The following is a 17830-nucleotide window of genomic DNA, read 5'->3' on the forward strand; positions in this document are numbered from 1 at the left end:
GACAACCGCACGATCCAGCATGGTCAGGCGAACTCAGCTCTTGCTCTTGCGCCCGAGCTTCGACCGCTCGATCTGGGTGAGGGCGACCTTGCGCATCCGGATCGCGTCGGGGGTGACCTCGACGCACTCGTCCTCGCGGCAGAACTCCAGCGACTGCTCGAGCGACAGCTTGCGGGCCGGGACCAGCTTCTCGAACTCGTCCGCGTTGGAGCGGACGTTCGTCATCTTCTTTTCCTTGGTGATGTTGACGTCCATGTCGTCGGAGCGCGAGTTCTCGCCGACGATCATGCCCTCGTACACCTCGGTGGTCGGCTCCACGAACATGGTGCCGCGCTCCTGCAGGTTGATCATCGCGTACGACGTGGCGGCGCCGGACCGGTCCGACACCAGCGAGCCGGACGGCCGGGTGCGGAGCTCGCCGAACCATGGCTCGTAGCCCTCGAACACGTGGTGCGCGATACCCGTACCGCGGGTGTCGGTGAGGAACTCGGTGCGGAAGCCGATCAGGCCGCGGGCCGGCACCAGGAACTCCATCCGGACCCAGCCGGTGCCGTGGTTGGTCATCTGCTCCATCCGGCCCTTGCGGACCGCGAGGAGCTGGGTAACCGTGCCGAGGTACTCCTCGGGGCAGTCGATCGTCAGCCGCTCGACCGGCTCGTGCCGCTTGCCGCCGATCTCGCGGGTGACGACCTGTGGTTTGCCGACGGTCAGCTCGTACCCCTCGCGGCGCATCTGCTCGACCAGGATGGCCAGCGCCAGCTCACCACGGCCCTGCACCTCCCAGGTGTCGGGACGCTCGGTCGGCAGCACCTTGAGCGACACGTTGCCGACGAGCTCGCGGTCGAGCCGGTCCTTGACCAGGCGGGCGGTGACCTTGGTGCCCTTGATCCGTCCGGCCAGCGGCGAGCTGTTCGTACCGATGGTCATCGAGATGGCCGGCTCGTCGACGGTGATGAACGGCAGCGGCTTGGGATCGTCCGGGTCGGCCAGGGTGTCGCCGATCATGATCTCCGGGATACCGGCGATCGCGACGATGTCACCCGGTCCGGCCGAGTCGCCGGGCACCCGCTCGAGCGCCTCGGTGATCAGCAGCTCGGTGATCTTGACCTTCTGGATCGTGCCGTCGTGCTTGCACCACGCGACCTGGGCGCCCTTCTTCAGGGTGCCTTCGTGCACGCGGACCAGCGCGAGCCGGCCGAGGAACGGCGAGGCGTCCAGGTTGGTGACGTGTGCCTGCAGCGGCGCGCCCTCGGTGTACTCCGGGGCCGGCACGTTGGCCAGGATCGCCTCGAACAGCGGCTCGAGGTCCTCGGAGTCCGGCAGCCCGCCGTCGGCCGGCGGGTTCAGCGAGGCGCGGCCGGCCCGGGCCGAGGCGTAGACGATCGGGAAGTCGAGCGCGGACTGGTCGGCGTCGTGGTCGAGCAGGTCGAGGAACAGTTCGTAGGTCTCGTCGACGACCTCGGCGATCCGCGCGTCCGGCCGGTCCACCTTGTTCACCACCAGGATGACGGGCATCTGCCGCGCCAGCGCCTTGCGCAGCACGAACCGGGTCTGCGGCAGCGGGCCCTCGGAGGCGTCCACCAGCAGCACGATCGCGTCCACCATCGACAGGCCGCGCTCGACCTCACCACCGAAGTCGGCGTGGCCGGGGGTGTCGATGATGTTCAGCGTCATCTGCTCGCCGTTGGCCATCTTGTGCCGTACGGCGGTGTTCTTGGCCAGGATCGTGATGCCCTTCTCACGTTCCAGGTCGCCGGAGTCCATCGCTCGCTCGTCCACGTGCTGGTGTGCGCCGAACGCGCCGGACTGCCACAGCATCGCGTCGACGAGAGTCGTCTTCCCGTGGTCGACGTGGGCCACGATCGCGACATTGCGCAGGTCGTTACGGACAGGCATGGGGAAGCGCTCCAAGCAGATAGGACTGAGTGTCAGGCGGTGGCTACGGCGTGTTGTGTCGCTCGAGAAGGCCACTCGACGCAGGGCGCAGCCTCTTCATCTTACCGGTGACCGTTCGTGTCCACGAATCGGAAGCCCCTTTGACATTTGTTGACCGGACGTCCAGTCTATAGAAGGCGCCTGGGGAGGGGCCTGAAATAACGGGGGGTCAGCCCGGGAGCGCCGGGCAGAAGGACGGGGATTGTCCGGCGCTTCAGGGCCTTGACCACAAAGGAAAGGGATCGTGCCGCGGTCGGCCACCGTCAATCAGGAACTGCGAGAGCGCTCCCGGGAGCGCATCCTGGCCGCCGCGCTGGAGGTCTTCGCCGCCAAGGGCTACGAGGCCGCGTCCATCTCGCAGGTCACCGCCCAGGCAGGCGTTTCCCGCGGACTGGTCGCGTACTACTTCGCCACCAAGGAAGAGCTCGCCGCCGAGTTGCTCGACCGCTGGCTGGACGGCATCGCTGCGATCCTCACCATCCCGGGGACGCCTGACGAACGCCTGGCCGGCATCATCGACGGCGGCTTGATGGCGGCCGCCACCACGCTCCCGATCCAGCGGCTCGCGATCAGCCTGATGATGCAGCCTGGCACGCACGACGTGTTCGCCCGGGTCGAGACCGCCAAGTCGGACCGCCTGGCCCTGGTCGAGGACGCGATCCGGGACATCTTCACCGCCCGCGGCGCGGCCGACCCCGCCGTCGAGGAAATGTTGCTCAGAGCAACCTTGGAGGGCGTGACGGTCAAGCTCGCGATCTACTGCGAGACCTTCCCCGTCGAAGACATCCGCCGCCGCCTGTACGCCGGCTACAACCTGCCGGAGCCCACCAGTCCACTGCCCGTCTTGTCCCCGCCGGTGGATCGACTCCGTGCGAAGTAGTAGCGGGGAAACTAATCGTCACCTGGTGCACATTTGTTTCCCCGCAACTTCGAGCGCGAGGCCGACGCGGCCGAGCGCGCTCGGCAGTTCCCGACGGCCGCTTGGAGCTCCCCGGTGCACTCCTCTGCGTCCGGCTCGATCGACACGTCGCACGACGACCGCGATTGTGTGACACCTCTACCTACGTCGGAGTGCGGCCCTACTGAACGCGGTGGACCTTGTGCTGGGCGGCTTGGGCGCGGGGGCGGACGGTCAGGCGGTCGATGTTGACGTGGGACGGGCGGGTGGCGATCCAGGCGACGATGTCGGCGATGTCGTCGGCGGTGAGGGGCTCGGCGACTCCGGCGTACACGGCGTCGGCCTTGGCCTGGTCGCCGTCGAAGCGGGTCAGCGCGAAGCCTTCGCTGCGGACCATGCCGGGCGCGATCTCACAGACCCGCACCGGCTGGTCGAACAGCTCCAGCCGCAGCGTGTCGACGACCGCCTTGGCGCCGTGCTTGGCGGCGACGTACCCGCCGCCGCCCTCGTAGGCGACCTGGCCGGCGGTCGAGCCCATCACGATGATCGTGCCGTGGCCGGCGATGAGGGCCGGGAGCAACGACTTGGTGACGGCCGCGACGCCGATCACGTTCACCTCGAACATCTGCCGCCAGGCGTCCAGGTCCGCCTCGGCGACCGGCTCGAACCCGAAGGCCCCGCCGGCGTTGTTCACCAGCACCGCCAGCCGGTCACCGACGGCGGCAGCCAGCGCGGCCACGTCGTCGGTCGACGTGACGTCGCACCGCACCGCGCGCCCGTCGATCTCCTTGGCCAGCGCCTCGATCCGATCCAGCCGCCGCGCAGCGCAGATCACCTCGAAACCCTCGCGGGCCAGGTACCGCGCCGACGCGGCCCCGATCCCGCTGCTCGCTCCGGTCACCACGGCAAGAGGTCGGTCGGAAGTCATGCGCCAAGTCTTCCACTCACGTGCCCTGACGCTGGACCGCGTCTCAGGACAAACTGCCGATATGACCAGGATCGCGCTGCGGGCAGACCGGATCTTCGACGGCGAGCGGGTGCTCGACGACCGGGTCGTGGTCGTCGAGGACGGCCGGATCACCGGTACCGACCGGGAGGCGCCGCGCGACTGGCCGATCCGCGAACTGCCGGGCGGCACCATCCTGCCCGGGCTGCTCGACGCGCACGTGCACCTCACCGGCGACAGTGGCCCGGGAGCCCTCGACCGGCTGCGCGAGGCGACGGAAGACACGATCTTCGCCACCATCGAGCAGTCGTTGCGGATCCACCTCGACGCCGGGGTCACCACTGTCCGTGACCTCGGTGACTCGAACGACGCCGTCCTGGACTGGCGGAACCGCGGCGTCAATGGGCTGCCGACGGTCATCGCGGCCGGCGCGCCACTCACCAGCGTGGGCGGGCATTGCTGGTGGCTTGGCGGTGAGGTGGCCGGCCCGGAGCAGATCCGCGCGGCCGTACGCCGTCGAGCCGAGAAGGGTGCCGATGTCATCAAGATCATGGGCAGCGGCGGTCCGGTGACGCCTGGCAGCGACGCGCTGAGCCCGCAGTTCACCCCGACCGAACTGGCGGCAGCCGTGTCGGAGGCCCACGCGGTCGGCCTTCCGATCACCGCACACGCGCACGCGCTGGCCGCCGTACGTCAGGCGGCGGCAGCCGGTGTCGACGGGATCGAGCACTGCACCTGTCTGACGGCCGGCGGCGTGACGATCGACGGCGACCTGCTCGCCGCACTCGCCGCCTCCGGGATCGCGGTCTGCGGAACGCTCGGGTCGGATAGGTCGGTCGTCGTACCGCCGGAGGTCCTGGCCGTTGCCGCCCGGGCCGGAATCACCGAGGCCGCGCTGCAGCAGGTCGTTCATCGCCTGTACGACGGCGGAGTCCGGCTGGTCGCCGGGTCCGACGGCGGGATCGGGCCGGCCAAACCCCACGGACTCCTGCCGGCGACCCTCGCCGAGTACGTGCAGTCGGGTCTTCCGGCGAAGACAGCACTCACCACCGCCACGGCCGTCGCCGCCGACGCGCTCGGTCTCGGCGCTCGCAAAGGCCGGATCCGGCCCGGGGCCGACGCGGACCTCCTGCTCGTCGACGGTGACCCGACCGACGACATCACGGCTCTGGCCAGTCCGGTCGCCGTCTATCTGGGCGGTAGTGAGGCTTAGGCCTGGCGGGTCGGGAGGGCGATGATCTGGCGGAGGTTGAGCTCGCGACGGCGGCTGACCGCGAACGTGACGACGTCGGCGATGTCGGTCGCGGTCAGTGCGCCGATCTGGTCGTTCATCGCGGCGATCAGGTCCTGACCGTCGGCGTCGAGGTGAGTGGCCAGCTCCGTGTCCGTCAGCCCGGGTTCGATGTTGGTGACGCGCACGTCGTACGGCGAAAGGTCCGCCCGCAGGGACGTGGACAGATGGGTCAGGGCGGCCTTGGTCGCGCTGTAGACGCCGTACCCGGGGAAGACCAGGTGCGCGCCGATCGACGAGATGTTCACCAGGTCGGCGGTCCGGCCCTGGGAGCCGGCCGCGATCAGGTCCGGCGTGAACGCGCCGATCAAGCGCAGCGCGCCGGTCAGGTTGGTGTCGATCATCCGGGTCCAGTCGTCCAGCCGGACCTGCTCGACGGGGGCCGCGAGCATCACCCCGGCGGCGTTCACCAGCAGGTCGACCTGGCCCAGCCGCTGGTGGATCTGGCCCACCCCGGCATCGACCGAGTCCGGTGAGGTCACGTCCATCCCGACTCCGAACGCCTGCGGGCCGAGCTTGCCGGCCAGGTCGTCCAGCCGGTCCTGCCGCCGCGACACCAGTGCGACCGCGGCGCCGTCGGCCGCCAGCCGCTCGGCGATCGCGGCGCCGATACCGCTCGCGGCACCCGTGACGACAGCGTTGCGGCCGGCCAGCGGAAGGTTCGTCATCGTGTTCTCCAAGTAGTTGCGAAGGTTGATGACACCGATCCTGTGGCGATCGCCGGACGCTACCCAGATGTCTGCTGAACCTGGTTCTGGCAGGACCAGGCTCCGGACCCGGCCGATCTGGATACTGGAGCCATGGATCGCCGTGCGGAGCTGACCGAGTTCCTGAAGTCGCGGAGGGCCCGGGTGCAGCCCGAGGACCTCGGACTCAAGGTGTTCGGCGGCCGTCGCCGCGTGCCGGGGCTGCGTCGTGAGGAGCTCGCCCAAGCGGCCGGGGTCAGCGCCGACTACTACGTCCGGCTCGAGCAGGGCCGCACCGACAACGTCTCGCAGGAGATCCTCGACGCGGTCGCGGACGTGCTCGGCCTGACTGTTGACGAGCGCAAGCACCTGGCCCGGCTGGCGAAACCGGTCCGTCGGACGACGAGACGCCGTACGGCGACGCAACGGATCAGGCCCGGACTGCAGCGGCTGCTGGACTCGATGGACGACGTACCCGCGTTCGTGCTCGGCCGCCGGATGGACGTGCTGGCGTGGAACCAGCTGGCCGCGGCGCTGATCGCGGACTTCGCGAGCCTGGCGCCGACGGAGCGGAACGTGCCGCGGATGGTGTTCCTGGATCCGGCCTCGCGCGACTTCTACCCGGACTGGGACGCGGTCGCGGCCGAGAGCGTCGACTACCTGCGGATGTACGCCGGCCGCTACCCGGACGACCCGGAGCTGGCCGAACTGGTCGGTGAGCTGTCGATCCACAGCCCCGAGTTCCGCGAGCACTGGGCCCGGCACGAGGTGAAGGACAAGAGCTTCGGGACGAAGGTCCTGCACCATCACCTCGTCGGCGAGATCAGCGTGCGGTACGAGACCCTGCAACTGCCCGGCGACCCGGATCAGCTGCTGGTCACCTACACCGTCGAGCCCGCGTCGGCGTCCGAGCAGAACCTGCGGCTGCTCGCGAGCTGGGCGGCGGCGGACCATGACGCCGGCGGCCCGGCGGATAGGGAGAAGTCCCGATTCCCGACGCAGACGCCGGAGTTACCCTGACCACGTGACCGAACCGTCCGCAGACCGTCCACCGCGGCGGGTCGCGATGATCAGCCTGCACACCTCACCGCTCGACCAGCCGGGCACCGGGGACGCGGGCGGCATGAACGTCTACGTGGTGGAGCTGTCGAAGCGGCTCGCCGGCCTGGGGATCGAGGTCGACATCTTCACCCGGGCGACGTCGTCCGCGCTGCCCGCCCGGGTCGAGCTGATGCCCGGCGTGATGGTTCGCAACGTCGCGGCCGGGCCGTACGAAGGACTCACCAAGCACGAACTGCCCGCCCAGCTGTGCACGTTCGCCCGGGCGGTCCTGCGGGCCGAGGCGATCCACGAGCCCGGCTGGTACGACGTGATCCACTCGCACTACTGGTTGTCCGGGCAGGTCGGTCTGCTCGCCCGCGACCGCTGGGCCGTCCCACTCGTCCACACCATGCACACGATGGCCAAGGTGAAGAACGCCAGCCTGGCCGAGGACGACGTACCCGAACCGCCGGCGCGCCTGATCGGCGAGGAGCAGGTGGTCGAGTCCGCGGATCGCCTCCTGGCCAACACCGACGACGAGGCGCAGGAGCTGATCAGGCTGTACGGCGCTCAGCCCGCGAAGGTCGAGGTGGTCAACCCTGGCGTGGATCTGGACATGTTCAGCCCCGGTGATCTGGCCTCGGCCCGGCACACCCTCGGGGTGCCGGCGGACGCCGTCGTACTGGCCTTCGTCGGGCGGATCCAGCCGTTGAAGGCGCCCGATCTGCTGATCCGGGCGGCCGCGCGGTTGCTCGAGCGCGACCCGTCGCTGCGGGAGCGGTTGATCGTCGCGATCATCGGCGGTCCGTCGGGCAACGGCATGGAGCACCCCGAGGCGCACGCCGAGCTGGCCCGGGCGCTCGGGGTCGACGACGTGACCCGGTTCGTGAAGCCGATGGAGCGGCCGGTGCTGGCGGACTGGTACCGAGCCGCATCAGTTGTCTGCGTTCCGTCGTACTCGGAATCCTTCGGGCTGGTCGCGCTGGAGGCGCAGGCCTGCGGTACGCCGGTGGTCGCGGCGGCGGTCGGCGGCCTGAGTACGGCGGTGCTGGACGGGCAGACCGGGCTGCTGGTGCGCGGGCACAGCGTCGACGACTTCGCCGACGCGCTGGGCCGGATCGCGACGGATCCGCTCACGCGCGAGAGCATGAGCCGGGCGGCGGTCAAGCACGCACAGGGATTCGGCTGGGAGCTGACCGCCCGCAAGACGCTGGCGGCGTACCGGACCGCCACGCGGACGATGGCGGCCGAGATCGCCGCGGAGGTGGCTGGGTGAGAGTGTCGGCGGCGGACGTGATCCGCCAGGTCCTGACCGAGAACGAACTCGAGTTCACCGAGAGCGAGCCGGGCGTCTTCGCCGCCGACCTGCCGGGGGAGCGCAAGCTGAAGACCACGGTGACGCTGACGGTCGGGGCGCAGTCGCTCCAGGTGCACGCGTTCGTAGCACGGCACCCGGACGAGAATCACGCCGCGGTCTACCGCTGGCTGCTGGAGCGGAACCTGAAGATGTACGGCGTCGCGTTCGCCGTCGACCATCTGGGCGACATCCACCTGGACGGGCGGGTCCCGCTGCACGCGATCACGCCGACCGAGGTGGACCGGCTGCTCGGAGCGGTGCTGGAGTACGCCGACACGTCGTTCAACACGATCCTGGAGCTCGGGTTCGCGTCCTCCATCCGCAAGGAGTACGACTGGCGCGTCGCCCGGGGCGAATCCACTCGAAACCTGGACGCGTTCAAGGGCTGGCTGGAGCCCCAGTAGGCTGGCAACCATGACCTATCGCCTGATCCTGCTCCGCCACGGCACGAGCGACTGGAACGCCAAGAATCTGTTCACCGGCTGGGTCGACGTCGACCTGAACGCGGGTGGTGTCGAGGAGGCGCAGCGCGGCGGCGAGCTGCTCCGCGACCGCGACCTGCTCCCCGACGTGCTGCACACCTCGGTGCTGCGCCGGGCGATCCGCACCGCGAACATCGCGCTCGAGGTGGCCGGCCGGCAGTGGATCGACGTACGGCGGTCCTGGCGGCTGAACGAGCGGCACTACGGCGGCCTGCAGGGCAAGGACAAGAAGCAGACCCTGGAGGAGCTCGGCGAGGAGCAGTTCATGCTGTTCCGGCGGTCGTACGACACGCCGCCGCCGGCGATTGAGCGCGGCTCGGAGTACGACCAGGCCGGCGACCCGCGGTACGCCGGGCTGCCGTCGGAGCTGCTGCCCGCGACCGAGTGCCTCAAAGACGTCGTCGAGCGGATGCTGCCCTACTGGTACGACGCGATCGTGCCGGACCTGCGGGCCGGGAAGACCGTCCTGGTCGCCGCGCACGGCAACTCGCTCCGCGCGCTGGTCAAGCACCTGGACAACCTGGACGAGAAGACCATCGTCGGCCTGAACATCCCGACCGGCATCCCGCTCTACTACGAGCTCGACGAGGACTTCCACCCCCTCACCCCCGGCGGCGAGTACCTCGACCCCACCGCCGCCAAAGAAGCCATCGAAGCCGTCAAGAACCAGGGCCGCTGATCTGTTCTGGCGTGAGAGCCCGCAGGTGCTCGAGCTCGTCCCGAAGCTCGGGATGCTGCGCGACCGCCTCCGGGTTCTCCTCCAGGAGCTCGAGTAACCTCGCTCGGCTCCGCTTCAATTCGTGATAGCTCGCTGCGGCGCCGGCCATGAGTTCCGGCAAACTCATGGCGGACAGGTCGGCATCGAGCGCCTGCGTGATCTCTGAATCAGTCATGTCGGTGAAGTTATCCACTTCCACCGACGACTCTCAGGCGTTGTGCTGAGCTGTGGACAAGTCGGCGCCCGTGACGGCGTCAAGGTCCATGCTCCGAAGCTGATCGCGCAAGGCACGCAGTTCGGGCCGTTGGGCGACGATCTGAGGGTTGTCCTCCAAGAGAGCGAGTTTGGCCCTCTGGAGATTTCTCATGTGCTGTTCCGCCGCGTCGAGATGTGCGAGCAACTCGGCACCGTTCATGGATGACAGGTCGGTACTGGTCAGTCGGTCCGTGAGAGATTCGTCCACGTCCGGAAAGCTATCGGAAACCCGCAGGCCGCCATCCTGCTCTGCGACCAGCCTGTGTGCACCTGGTCGGCACCGCCTCTTCGCGACGCGAGGGCTAGCCGGCTCTGTTGTCGGTTCCGTGGGTGCTTCGCGGGCCATCGGCCGGATGGCCAGGCCATCACAACGCCGCGAGTGCGACGGCTTCCCGCGGGCGGTCGCGGCGTCTCGTTGATTGTGATGGCCTGGAGGTCCGCCACACCCCGCCCTGCGGCGGTGGCGGGTTAGGCGATGCCGGGCCGCTGCCCGGACCTGCACCACTCACAGCAGTGCGATGCCGGAGATGCCACGCTCGGCCGCGAGCAGTGGGCGGCTGATGGACCGGGTTGATGAGTGCGCCACGTCCGCCCAGCTCGAGCAGAAGAGCCGGATATCCGTTCGTAGGGCGGTGGCGCAGGCAAGCAGACCCGGTCCGCGTCGCACGTTGATGCGCTTCTGCGGGCAACGAAAAGGCGCCTCCGGCAACTGTTGCCGGAGGCGCCTGCTGGCTGGTGGAGCTCAGTTGCCGTTCGGGTTGGGCGTGGAGGCGCCGGCGCCGGAGCCGGCGGCGGTGCCGCCGACGGCGACCGGGAGCTCGCCGGTGACCAGGTAGACGACCCGGCGGGCCATCGCGACGGCGTGGTCGGAGATGCGCTCGTAGTACCGGCTGAGCAGGGCCATGTCGACCGCGACCTCGACGCCGTGCGGCCAGGCCTCGTCCATCATCAGCCGGAACTGGTTGGTCCGCAGCTTGTCCATCTCGTCGTCGGTGGCCTCGAGCTTGCCGGCCGCCTCGACGTCGCGGGACGAGATCACGTCACCGGCCGCGTCGACCATCTTGCCCGCGACGGTGCCCATCTCCTCGATCACGTCGTGCAGCTCGGCCGGGATCGCCGGGGCCGGGTAGCGCATCCGGGCGATCTTCGACACGTGCGCGGCCAGGTCGCCCATCCGCTCCAGGTCGGCCACCATCCGCAGCGCCGCGACCAGCATCCGCAGCTCGTTGGCGACCGGCGACTGCCGCGCCATCAGCTCGAAGACCTTCTCCTCCACACCTTCACCGGCGGCGTCCAGCTGGATGTCGGCCGCGATGACCTCTTCGGCCCTGCGGATGTCCGCTTCCAGCAGGGCGGCGGTCGATCGGCGGACGGCGGTGGACACCGTCCGCGTCATCCGTTCGAGCTCGGCGAGGATGTCGTCGAGCTGCTCGTGGTAGCTGTCACGCATTGTGTTCGATTCCGATCTGTGGTGTCCGGTGCCACGGTGAGCGGGGTGGCAGGCCCTTGCCTGTACCCGTCCACCGGTGACCGTATGCCGTCGAGGTTGCCGGATGGCGACGAGTGGTGAACGACCGATGAACAGTTAGGTCGTGTCCCGGTCATCCGGTGATCATTCGGTCTTTCCCTGCTGGTTGCCCGCGTAGCATCGTTGCCGTGGACCCCACGCTGGCTGCGGTGCTGGGCGGCGTCATCGGCGCGGCCCTGGCCCTGCTTTCGCTCGGCGCGATGATGCTGTCCGAGCGGGCCCAGCGCAAGATCCCGGAGTCCCCCGACCCTATCGTGCCCAACGGCGTCGCCACCGTTCTGTCGGTACTGCGTTCGTCCGCGGTGGTGATGGGTCCGGAGGACCAGGTGCTCCAGGCCAGCGCGCCGGCGCACGTGCTCGGCATCGTCCGGGGTGAGCGGCTGGTGGTCGACGACATCCTGACCATGGTCCGGGCGGTCCGCCGCGACGGCGAGATCCGCCAGCAGGACCTGGAGATCGTCCGCGGCCGGCTCGGCGCGACGCAGTTCGTGAGTGCCCGGGTGGCGCCGCTGGGCAGCCAGTTGGTGCTGGTCCTGGTCGAGGACCGGACCCGCGAGCGCCGGCTGGAGGCGATCCGGCGGGACTTCACCGTCAATGTCAGCCACGAGCTGAAGACCCCGGTCGGCGCGCTGATCCTACTCGCCGACGCGGTGTCCGAGGCGGCCGACGATCCCGAGGCGGTGCAGCGGTTCTCCGACCGGATGCGGGTCGAGGCCTCCCGGCTGAGCCGGCTGGTCAAGGAGATCATCGAGCTGTCCCGGCTGCAGGGTGACGACCCGCTGGAGAACCCCGGCCCGGTCGACATCAACGCGGTCGTGGAGAGCGCGGTGGATCGCTGCCGGGTGGACGCCGAGGGTCGCGACATCAAGATCGTGGTGAAGACCGAGCCGGCGCTCGAGGTGATGGGCAGCGAGGACCAGTTGTCGATCGCGATCGGCAACCTGGTCGAGAACGCGGTCAACTACAGCCCCGACGGCACCCGGGTCGCGGTCGCCGCGCACCCGATCGGCGACCTGGTCGAGATCACCGTCTCCGACCAGGGCGTGGGCATCCCGAGCAGCGACCTGGAACGCATCTTCGAGCGCTTCTACCGGGTCGACCGGGCCCGCAGCCGCGAAACCGGTGGCACCGGCCTCGGCCTCTCGATCGTCAAGCACGTCGCCTCCGTCCACGGCGGCGACGTGCGCGTCTGGAGCGTCGAGGGCCAGGGTTCCACCTTCACCGTGAGACTCCCGCTGCGGCTGGAACCCGCCGCGGGTCAGACCGATTCCTCCAGCCAGGAGGAGCCGGCCATCTACCTGGCGCCCACCCCGTCAGACAGGACCAAGGAGGCAGCTTCGTGACCCGAGTGCTGGTCGTCGAAGACGAAGAGAGCTACAGCGACGCGTTGTCGTACGTGCTGCGCAAGGAAGGGTTCGAGGTCGCCGTCGCGGAGACCGGACCGGACGCGCTGGACGAGTACGACCGGGCCGGTGCGGACATCGTCCTGCTCGACCTGATGCTGCCGGGTCTGTCCGGCACGGAGGTGTGCCGGGCACTGCGCAGCCGGGGCAACGTCCCGGTGATCATCGTCAGTGCCAAGGACACCGAGGTCGACAAGGTCGTCGGCCTCGAGCTCGGCGCGGACGACTACGTGACCAAGCCGTACAGCCCGCGGGAGCTGCTGGCCCGGGTCCGCGCGGTCCTGCGCCGCGGCCAGGATGTCGAGCTGCTGCCGGACACGCTCGAGGCCGGCCCGGTCCGGATGGATGTGGAGCGGCACGTGGTGACCGTGTCGGGGACCGAGATCCGGCTCCCGCTGAAGGAGTTCGAGTTGCTCGAGATGCTGCTGCGCAACACCGGCCGGGTGCTCACCCGCGGGCAGCTGATCGACCGGATCTGGGGCGCCGACTACGTGGGCGACACCAAGACCCTTGACGTGCATGTCAAGCGGCTGCGCTCCAAGCTCGAGAAGGACCCGTCGAACCCGCAGCACCTGGTGACGGTGCGTGGCCTGGGCTACAAGTTCGAGTCCTGAGTCACATCCCCCGCAGGTCGCCACGACCTTCGGGGTTAGCTTAGGCTCTCCTTAGTTGAGGCAACCGCTTTTCTGAGGAGGGTCACGATGTCCTGGTCCCGTCCCCGCGTGATCGGTGCGGCTGTCACCGCCGTACTGGTCGCGACGACACTGGCCGCGTGCGGCAGCGACGCCGACAAGTCGGCCGGCGGTTCGGCCGGTACGGCGTCCGCCGGGTTCCCGGTCACGTTGAAGAACACGTTCGGCGAGACCACCATCACCGAGAAGCCGGAGCGGATCGTCACGCTCGGCTGGAACGCGCAGGACGTGGTCTACGCCCTCGGTGAGACCCCGGTCGGGATGCCGGAGGTCACGTACGGCCAAACCGCGGCGGGAACCACTGCCTGGGGCGCTGGCGAGTTCGACCCGGCGAAGACCACGCTGCTCGACACCGGCGACAAGTACCCGTTCGAGAAGATCGCGGCGTTGAAGCCGGACGTGATCCTGGCGCCGTACGAGGGCTTCGACGAGGCGACGTACAAGACCCTGAGTGGCATCGCGCCGACGGTCGCGTACCCGGGGGCGCCGTGGCAGACCACCTGGCAGGACCAGACGCTGCTGGTCGGTGAGGCGCTCGGCAAGAAGGCCGACGCGGAGAAGCTGATCACCGGCATCCAGGACAAGATCGCCCAGGTCGCGAGCCAGCACCCGGAGTTCAAGGGCAAGACGATCACGGTCGGCTCGTTCGGCCCGGACAACTACGTCTACCTGCCGGGTGACCCGCGGGTGCAGATCCTGAACGAGATGGGCTTCGAGAACGCGCCGGGCGTCGAGGCGCTGGAGAAGACCAACACCAAGAAGGAGTTCTCCCTCGCCATCAGTAAGGAGAAGATCGCCGATGTCGACGCCGACGTCCTGGTCGCGTACGTCGACGGGATCGGGACGCAGAAGTTCCTGTCCGACCCGGTCTTCTCGTCGCTCGGCGCGGTCAAGCGCGGCGGCGCCTACGCCCTGCAGGACCAGCAGGTCATCTCCGGGATGAGCGCCGTCAGCGTGCTGAGTGTCCCGTGGGTCCTGGACAAGATGCTGCCGGGCCTGACCAAGGCAGCCCAGGCCAAGGGCTGACAGCGTGCTGGACGACTACTGCTGGCCCAGGGGGCCCGGTGAGTAGTAGTCGTCGCTCAGCACCGGGATGTAGGTGGTGATCGGCGCCGCCTTGCCGAAGGTGATGGTCACGTTGACCACCTGGCCCGGCTTGCCGCCGGTGACCGTGATCGGGTCGCCGCTCGCCTCACCGCTGTCGGTCTCCGTACCGGTCGCCGGCGGCAGCAGCGTCGACGTCCCGGCCTTCAGGTCCAGGGGCGTCTTGATCTCGCTGAACGTGACGTCGGCGGGCTGGTCGCCGCCGGCCTGGCCGTCCGGCGTGCCGGCCGGGGCCTGCGCGATCTTGACCAGGGTGTCGTCCTCGATGCCGTCGTTGACGATGACGGTGTGCAGTTCGCCCTTGCCGTCCACGTCCGCCAGCACCAGCATGTTGCGGACGTGGAGCGAGCCGGAGTCGGCGTTGCTGCCCTCGGCCGCCTGGTACGGCTTCTGGGTCTGCGCACCGAAGCTCGCGCTGCACGCCGCCAGCGCAATACTGAGAGTGGCGGCGGCACCCGCCAGCGCGGTACGCCGGACGGACCGCGAGGACAACGAGATCGGCACTGGAATCCCTCTCCTACAAGCTGTTCGACGCCGTCAGGCAGCCGCCTCCGGCGCACCAAAGCGTAGCCCGCACCCCGCCCGGACCCGACGGCGGGAGGGGTCTCACCGGGTGTCACGGAGGTCCCGGAGTGGTGTCCTGGGCAACAGTTCGCGTACGCACGAGGCACGGCTGAGAGCGTTTGTCAACCCGAGAAGTGGCCTCTGACCAGCGCAAACGTCCCGACCGGACCACCGACCGCGTGGTAGGATAGGACTCGGAAAGGGGCACGTGACATATGACTTTCACAGTCGGCGAGACGGTTGTTTACCCCAACCATGGTGCGGCCGTCATCGAGGACATCGAGACCCGTCAGATCAAAGGTGAGGACAAGACCTATCTGGTCTTGAGGATCGTCGCTCAGAACGACCTGGTCGTCCGGGTCCCCGCGTGCAACCTCGATCTTGTCGGCGTGCGTGACGTCGTGGATCAGGCCGGTCTGGAGCGCGTCTTCGACGTGCTGCGGGCGCCGCACACGGAGGAGCCGACCAACTGGTCGCGTCGTTACAAGGCGAACCTGGAGAAGCTGCACTCCGGTGACGTGATGAAGGTGGCGGAGGTCGTTCGCGACCTGTGGCGCCGTGAGCGTGACCGTGGTCTGTCCGCCGGTGAGAAGCGGATGCTGGCGAAGGCTCGCCAGATTCTCGTCTCCGAGCTGGCCCTGGCCGAACACACCAACGAGGACAAGGCGGAGGCCATCCTCGACGAGGTCCTCGCCTCCTGATCAGCACCACGATCAGGTCGAGTCGGAACACGTGATCCTGCCGTCCTGCCCGGAGTTCGCATGAGCACCGCGGCGATCATTCCGGCGGCCGGGCTCGGGTTACGGCTCGGTGGTGAGACACCCAAAGCGTTTCGAGAGGTCGGTGGCGAATCGCTGCTGGTCCACGCGGTCCGTGGACTGAAGGCAGCGACCGCCGCCGACCTCAGCTGTTTCGTGGTCGCCGTCCCGCCGGGCACCGAAGAGGCCGTCGGCAAGGAACTCGAGCCGTACGCCGGTGACGCCCGGCTGCTCGTGGTCCCGGGCGGCGCCGAGCGGGCCGACTCGGTCCGGACGGCCCTCGACATGGTCCCGGTCGACGGGATCGACTGCATCCTGGTGCACGACGCGGCGCGTGCCTTCGTCCCGGTCGAGGTGATCGAGCGGGTCGTCGCGGCGGTCCGTGGTGGAGCCCAGGCCGTCGTACCGGTGGTGCCGGTGACCGACACGATCAAGCGGGTCGCGCCGACGGGTGAAGTGGTCGACACACCCGACCGGTCGTCGCTGGTCGCCGTACAGACGCCACAGGGGTTCGATCCCGCCGTACTGCGCCGTGCGCATGCCGCCGGCGTGGTCGGGGCGACCGACGACGCGATGCTGTGTGAGCGGCTCGGAGTCACCGTGATGACGGTCGAGGGGTCGCCGGACGCGTTCAAGGTGACGCGACCGCAGGACCTGCTGCTGGCCGAGGCGTTGCTGGCGGAGAGGCGGCTGGCGTGAAGGTCCCACGGGTCGGGAACGGCATCGACGTACACCCGCTGGAGGAAGGCCGCCCAATGTGGCTGGCCGGTCTGCACTGGCCGGATGAGGCTTCCGGGCTTTCGGGCCACTCGGACGGGGATGCGGCAGCGCACGCGATCTGCACCGCGTTGCTGAGTGCGGCGCGGTTGGGTGACCTGGGGTCGAACTTCGGCACCGCGGAGCCTGAGTGGGCCGGTACCGCCGGAGTCGCGCTCCTGGCGGAGGCGGCTCGGCGGGTGCGGGCCGCGGGATTCGAGATCGGCAACGTCTCGGTCCAGATCGTCTGCAACCGGCCGCGGATCGGTGCCCGCCGGCAGGAGGCGGAGAAGGTGCTCAGCGCGGCCTGCGATGCCGAGGTGTCGGTCAGCGCCGCAACCACCGACGGCCTGGGGTTCACCGGCCGTGGCGAGGGCATCGCGGCGATCGCGACCGCCCTGATCTACTGACGCTCCGGTCCCGGCAAGCTGACAGGATCCGTCGAGAAGCGTGCGGCCCTCGGGTCCAGCTCGTCTCCTATGACCTGCGTCAGCAGGCCGTAGAGCTCGGGCCTGCGGCCGCGGAGCCAGCGGCGGCCGGTTGCCATCGGCACCAGCTCGAGGTCCAGGTCGGCGACCACCACGGCCTCGTCGGGCACCGGGGTCTCGGCGACGATCCGGCCGTACGGATCGAGGATCATCGCGTTCCCGGTGCGGAGCTCGTCGTCGTCCCGGCCGACGCCGTTGCTGAACAGGACGAACAGGCCGTTGTCGTGGGCCCGCGCCGGCAGCCACCGCATCAGCCAGCCCCGCCCGCTCGGCCCGTCGAAGGCCACCCGGACGGCCTCCGGATCCTGCCCCCGGCGATCCCAGACCTCCTGCGGGATCGGCTTCATGCCGTGCGGGCTGCGGGAGTTCGTCCCGCCGGTCTGGTGCGGCGCGAGCAGGACGGTTGCGCCGAGCAACGTCGTGATCCGGACGTTCTCCACCAGATTGTTGTCCCAGCAGACCAGCACCCCGGCCCGGAACCCCCACGGCGTGTCGAACACCGTGTACGACGACCCGCTCGCGATCGCCTCGTGCTCGAACGCGTGCAGCTTCCGGTGGACGTGGACCTCGCCGGTCGGCAGGCACACGGCGTAGGCGTTGAAGAGCTTGCCGTCGGCATCCTCGAGGAACCCGGCACCGATCCCGGCGTCCAGTTCCTTGGCCAGGGCGAGGACGCGGCTGACCAGCGGCCCGTCGGCCGGCTCGGCCAGCTCGTGCAGCCGCTCGGCGGTGTGCCGGCGCAGGTGCCAGTAGCCGAGCAGACACAGCTCGGGGAACACGACCAGCCGGGCGCCGTCGGCGACCGCCTGCCGGGCCAGCCGTTCGACCGTGGCGAGATTGATCGCGGGCTGATCGGGAGTCGGTTCGAACTGGACGACGGCGGCGCGGAAGGCTGTCATACGACCATCGAAACGCCCGGGCATCGATG

Annotated in this window: 20 protein-coding genes; 12 read left to right on the plus strand and 8 right to left on the minus strand. The window is 69.3% G+C overall.

What is annotated here, in order from left to right; genetic code table 11:
* Window positions 1-33: 33 nt before the first annotated feature.
* Window positions 34-1896, minus strand: a complete 1863-nt coding sequence (gene typA, locus OG555_RS18020) for a translational GTPase TypA (protein ID WP_329484060.1) — start codon at window positions 1894-1896, stop codon at window positions 34-36.
* Window positions 1897-2179: 283 nt separating this feature from the next.
* Between typA and OG555_RS18025 the strand changes: the two genes are divergently transcribed.
* A complete protein-coding gene (locus OG555_RS18025) occupies window positions 2180-2815 on the plus strand; it encodes a TetR/AcrR family transcriptional regulator (RefSeq protein ID WP_329484061.1) in 636 nt (211 codons plus the stop codon).
* A gap of 199 nt (window positions 2816-3014) precedes the next feature.
* On the opposite strand, the gene OG555_RS18030 is transcribed toward OG555_RS18025, so the two are convergent.
* Complete coding sequence (locus tag OG555_RS18030) at window positions 3015-3761, minus strand: SDR family oxidoreductase (protein ID WP_329484062.1); 747 nt, start codon at window positions 3759-3761, stop codon at window positions 3015-3017.
* 61 nt (window positions 3762-3822) lie between these two features.
* Between OG555_RS18030 and OG555_RS18035 the strand changes: the two genes are divergently transcribed.
* The gene (locus OG555_RS18035) at window positions 3823-4992 is read left to right on the plus strand and encodes an amidohydrolase family protein (protein WP_329484063.1); all 1170 of its coding nucleotides are present in this window, start codon (window positions 3823-3825) and stop codon (window positions 4990-4992) included.
* Here the strand turns inward: OG555_RS18035 and OG555_RS18040 are convergent.
* On the minus strand, window positions 4989-5738 hold the full coding sequence (locus OG555_RS18040; protein ID WP_329484064.1) for an SDR family oxidoreductase: 750 nt from the start codon (window positions 5736-5738) through the stop codon (window positions 4989-4991). The two genes, OG555_RS18035 and OG555_RS18040, sit on opposite strands and share 4 nt — an antisense overlap.
* A 132-nt stretch (window positions 5739-5870) precedes the next feature.
* Between OG555_RS18040 and OG555_RS18045 the strand changes: the two genes are divergently transcribed.
* Genes OG555_RS18045 through OG555_RS18060 form a run of 4 tightly spaced genes read left to right on the plus strand, consistent with a single transcriptional unit; the run spans window position 5871 to window position 9315 of the window.
* On the plus strand, window positions 5871-6776 hold the full coding sequence (locus OG555_RS18045) for a helix-turn-helix domain-containing protein (RefSeq protein ID WP_329484065.1): 906 nt from the start codon (window positions 5871-5873) through the stop codon (window positions 6774-6776).
* Between the two features lie 4 nt (window positions 6777-6780).
* Window positions 6781-8073, plus strand: a complete 1293-nt coding sequence (mshA, locus tag OG555_RS18050; RefSeq protein WP_329484066.1) for a D-inositol-3-phosphate glycosyltransferase — start codon at window positions 6781-6783, stop codon at window positions 8071-8073.
* On the plus strand, window positions 8070-8558 hold the full coding sequence (locus OG555_RS18055; protein ID WP_329484067.1) for a YbjN domain-containing protein: 489 nt from the start codon (window positions 8070-8072) through the stop codon (window positions 8556-8558). Before mshA ends, OG555_RS18055 begins: the two co-directional genes overlap by 4 nt.
* Before the next feature lie 10 nt (window positions 8559-8568).
* Window positions 8569-9315 carry a phosphoglyceromutase gene (locus OG555_RS18060; RefSeq protein WP_329484068.1) on the plus strand — a complete coding sequence of 249 codons (747 nt, stop codon included), beginning with the start codon at window positions 8569-8571 and terminating at the stop codon, window positions 9313-9315.
* On the opposite strand, the gene OG555_RS18065 is transcribed toward OG555_RS18060, so the two are convergent.
* The 3 genes from OG555_RS18065 to phoU form a co-directional block, all read right to left on the minus strand.
* Window positions 9296-9529 (minus strand): hypothetical protein, encoded by a 234-nt coding sequence (locus OG555_RS18065; protein WP_329484069.1) that lies wholly within the window; start codon window positions 9527-9529, stop codon window positions 9296-9298. The genes OG555_RS18060 and OG555_RS18065 overlap by 20 nt on opposite strands.
* Before the next feature lie 33 nt (window positions 9530-9562).
* Window positions 9563-9817 carry a hypothetical protein gene (locus OG555_RS18070; RefSeq protein WP_329484070.1) on the minus strand — a complete coding sequence of 85 codons (255 nt, stop codon included), beginning with the start codon at window positions 9815-9817 and terminating at the stop codon, window positions 9563-9565.
* 534 nt (window positions 9818-10351) lie between these two features.
* Window positions 10352-11059, minus strand: coding sequence for a phosphate signaling complex protein PhoU (gene phoU, locus OG555_RS18075; protein ID WP_329484071.1), 708 nt, complete (start codon window positions 11057-11059; stop codon window positions 10352-10354).
* 206 nt (window positions 11060-11265) lie between these two features.
* Here phoU and OG555_RS18080 point away from each other — a divergent pair, with 206 nt between their 5' ends.
* The 3 genes from OG555_RS18080 (at window position 11266) to OG555_RS18090 (ending at window position 14258) form a co-directional block, all read left to right on the plus strand.
* Complete coding sequence (locus OG555_RS18080; protein WP_329484072.1) at window positions 11266-12480, plus strand: sensor histidine kinase; 1215 nt, start codon at window positions 11266-11268, stop codon at window positions 12478-12480.
* Window positions 12477-13154 (plus strand): response regulator transcription factor, encoded by a 678-nt coding sequence (locus OG555_RS18085; RefSeq protein WP_133787236.1) that lies wholly within the window; start codon window positions 12477-12479, stop codon window positions 13152-13154. Before OG555_RS18080 ends, OG555_RS18085 begins: the two co-directional genes overlap by 4 nt.
* Window positions 13155-13241: 87 nt before the next feature.
* Window positions 13242-14258: an iron-siderophore ABC transporter substrate-binding protein gene (locus tag OG555_RS18090; protein ID WP_329484073.1), complete on the plus strand. Its 1017-nt coding sequence runs from the start codon at window positions 13242-13244 to the stop codon at window positions 14256-14258.
* A gap of 15 nt (window positions 14259-14273) precedes the next feature.
* Here OG555_RS18090 and OG555_RS18095 read toward each other — a convergent pair whose 3' ends face one another.
* Window positions 14274-14840, minus strand: a complete 567-nt coding sequence (locus OG555_RS18095) for a hypothetical protein (protein WP_329484074.1) — start codon at window positions 14838-14840, stop codon at window positions 14274-14276.
* Between the two features lie 275 nt (window positions 14841-15115).
* Here OG555_RS18095 and OG555_RS18100 point away from each other — a divergent pair, with 275 nt between their 5' ends.
* Genes OG555_RS18100 through ispF form a run of 3 tightly spaced genes read left to right on the plus strand, consistent with a single transcriptional unit; the run spans window position 15116 to window position 16824 of the window.
* Window positions 15116-15601 carry a CarD family transcriptional regulator gene (locus OG555_RS18100; RefSeq protein ID WP_012918679.1) on the plus strand — a complete coding sequence of 162 codons (486 nt, stop codon included), beginning with the start codon at window positions 15116-15118 and terminating at the stop codon, window positions 15599-15601.
* Between the two features lie 60 nt (window positions 15602-15661).
* Window positions 15662-16357, plus strand: coding sequence for a 2-C-methyl-D-erythritol 4-phosphate cytidylyltransferase (ispD, locus tag OG555_RS18105; protein WP_329484075.1), 696 nt, complete (start codon window positions 15662-15664; stop codon window positions 16355-16357).
* A gap of 56 nt (window positions 16358-16413) precedes the next feature.
* Window positions 16414-16824, plus strand: coding sequence for a 2-C-methyl-D-erythritol 2,4-cyclodiphosphate synthase (gene ispF / locus OG555_RS18110; protein ID WP_329484840.1), 411 nt, complete (start codon window positions 16414-16416; stop codon window positions 16822-16824).
* On the opposite strand, the gene OG555_RS18115 is transcribed toward ispF, so the two are convergent.
* Complete coding sequence (locus OG555_RS18115) at window positions 16818-17801, minus strand: nitrilase family protein (protein WP_329484076.1); 984 nt, start codon at window positions 17799-17801, stop codon at window positions 16818-16820. The genes ispF and OG555_RS18115 overlap by 7 nt on opposite strands.
* Window positions 17802-17830: the final 29 nt, after the last annotated feature.

The sequence above is a fragment of the Kribbella sp. NBC_01484 genome (genome assembly GCF_036227145.1).
In the GTDB taxonomy this organism is placed as follows: Bacteria; Actinomycetota; Actinomycetes; order Propionibacteriales; family Kribbellaceae; genus Kribbella.

Excerpts from the sequence above, each read along its gene's own strand:
- typA (WP_329484060.1), bottom strand. The coding sequence starts at position 1,896 with ATGCCTGTCCGTAACGACCTGCGCAATGTCGCGATCGTGGCCCACGTC.
- OG555_RS18030 (WP_329484062.1), bottom strand. The coding sequence starts at position 3,761 with ATGACTTCCGACCGACCTCTTGCCGTGGTGACCGGAGCGAGCAGCGGG.
- OG555_RS18035 (WP_329484063.1), top strand. The coding sequence starts at position 3,823 with ATGACCAGGATCGCGCTGCGGGCAGACCGGATCTTCGACGGCGAGCGG.
- OG555_RS18040 (WP_329484064.1), bottom strand. The coding sequence starts at position 5,738 with ATGACGAACCTTCCGCTGGCCGGCCGCAACGCTGTCGTCACGGGTGCC.
- OG555_RS18045 (WP_329484065.1), top strand. The coding sequence starts at position 5,871 with ATGGATCGCCGTGCGGAGCTGACCGAGTTCCTGAAGTCGCGGAGGGCC.
- OG555_RS18060 (WP_329484068.1), top strand. The coding sequence starts at position 8,569 with ATGACCTATCGCCTGATCCTGCTCCGCCACGGCACGAGCGACTGGAAC.
- OG555_RS18065 (WP_329484069.1), bottom strand. The coding sequence starts at position 9,529 with ATGACTGATTCAGAGATCACGCAGGCGCTCGATGCCGACCTGTCCGCC.
- phoU (WP_329484071.1), bottom strand. The coding sequence starts at position 11,059 with ATGCGTGACAGCTACCACGAGCAGCTCGACGACATCCTCGCCGAGCTC.
- OG555_RS18090 (WP_329484073.1), top strand. The coding sequence starts at position 13,242 with ATGTCCTGGTCCCGTCCCCGCGTGATCGGTGCGGCTGTCACCGCCGTA.
- OG555_RS18100 (WP_012918679.1), top strand. The coding sequence starts at position 15,116 with ATGACTTTCACAGTCGGCGAGACGGTTGTTTACCCCAACCATGGTGCG.
- ispD (WP_329484075.1), top strand. The coding sequence starts at position 15,662 with ATGAGCACCGCGGCGATCATTCCGGCGGCCGGGCTCGGGTTACGGCTC.
- ispF (WP_329484840.1), top strand. The coding sequence starts at position 16,414 with ATGTGGCTGGCCGGTCTGCACTGGCCGGATGAGGCTTCCGGGCTTTCG.
- OG555_RS18115 (WP_329484076.1), bottom strand. The coding sequence starts at position 17,801 with ATGACAGCCTTCCGCGCCGCCGTCGTCCAGTTCGAACCGACTCCCGAT.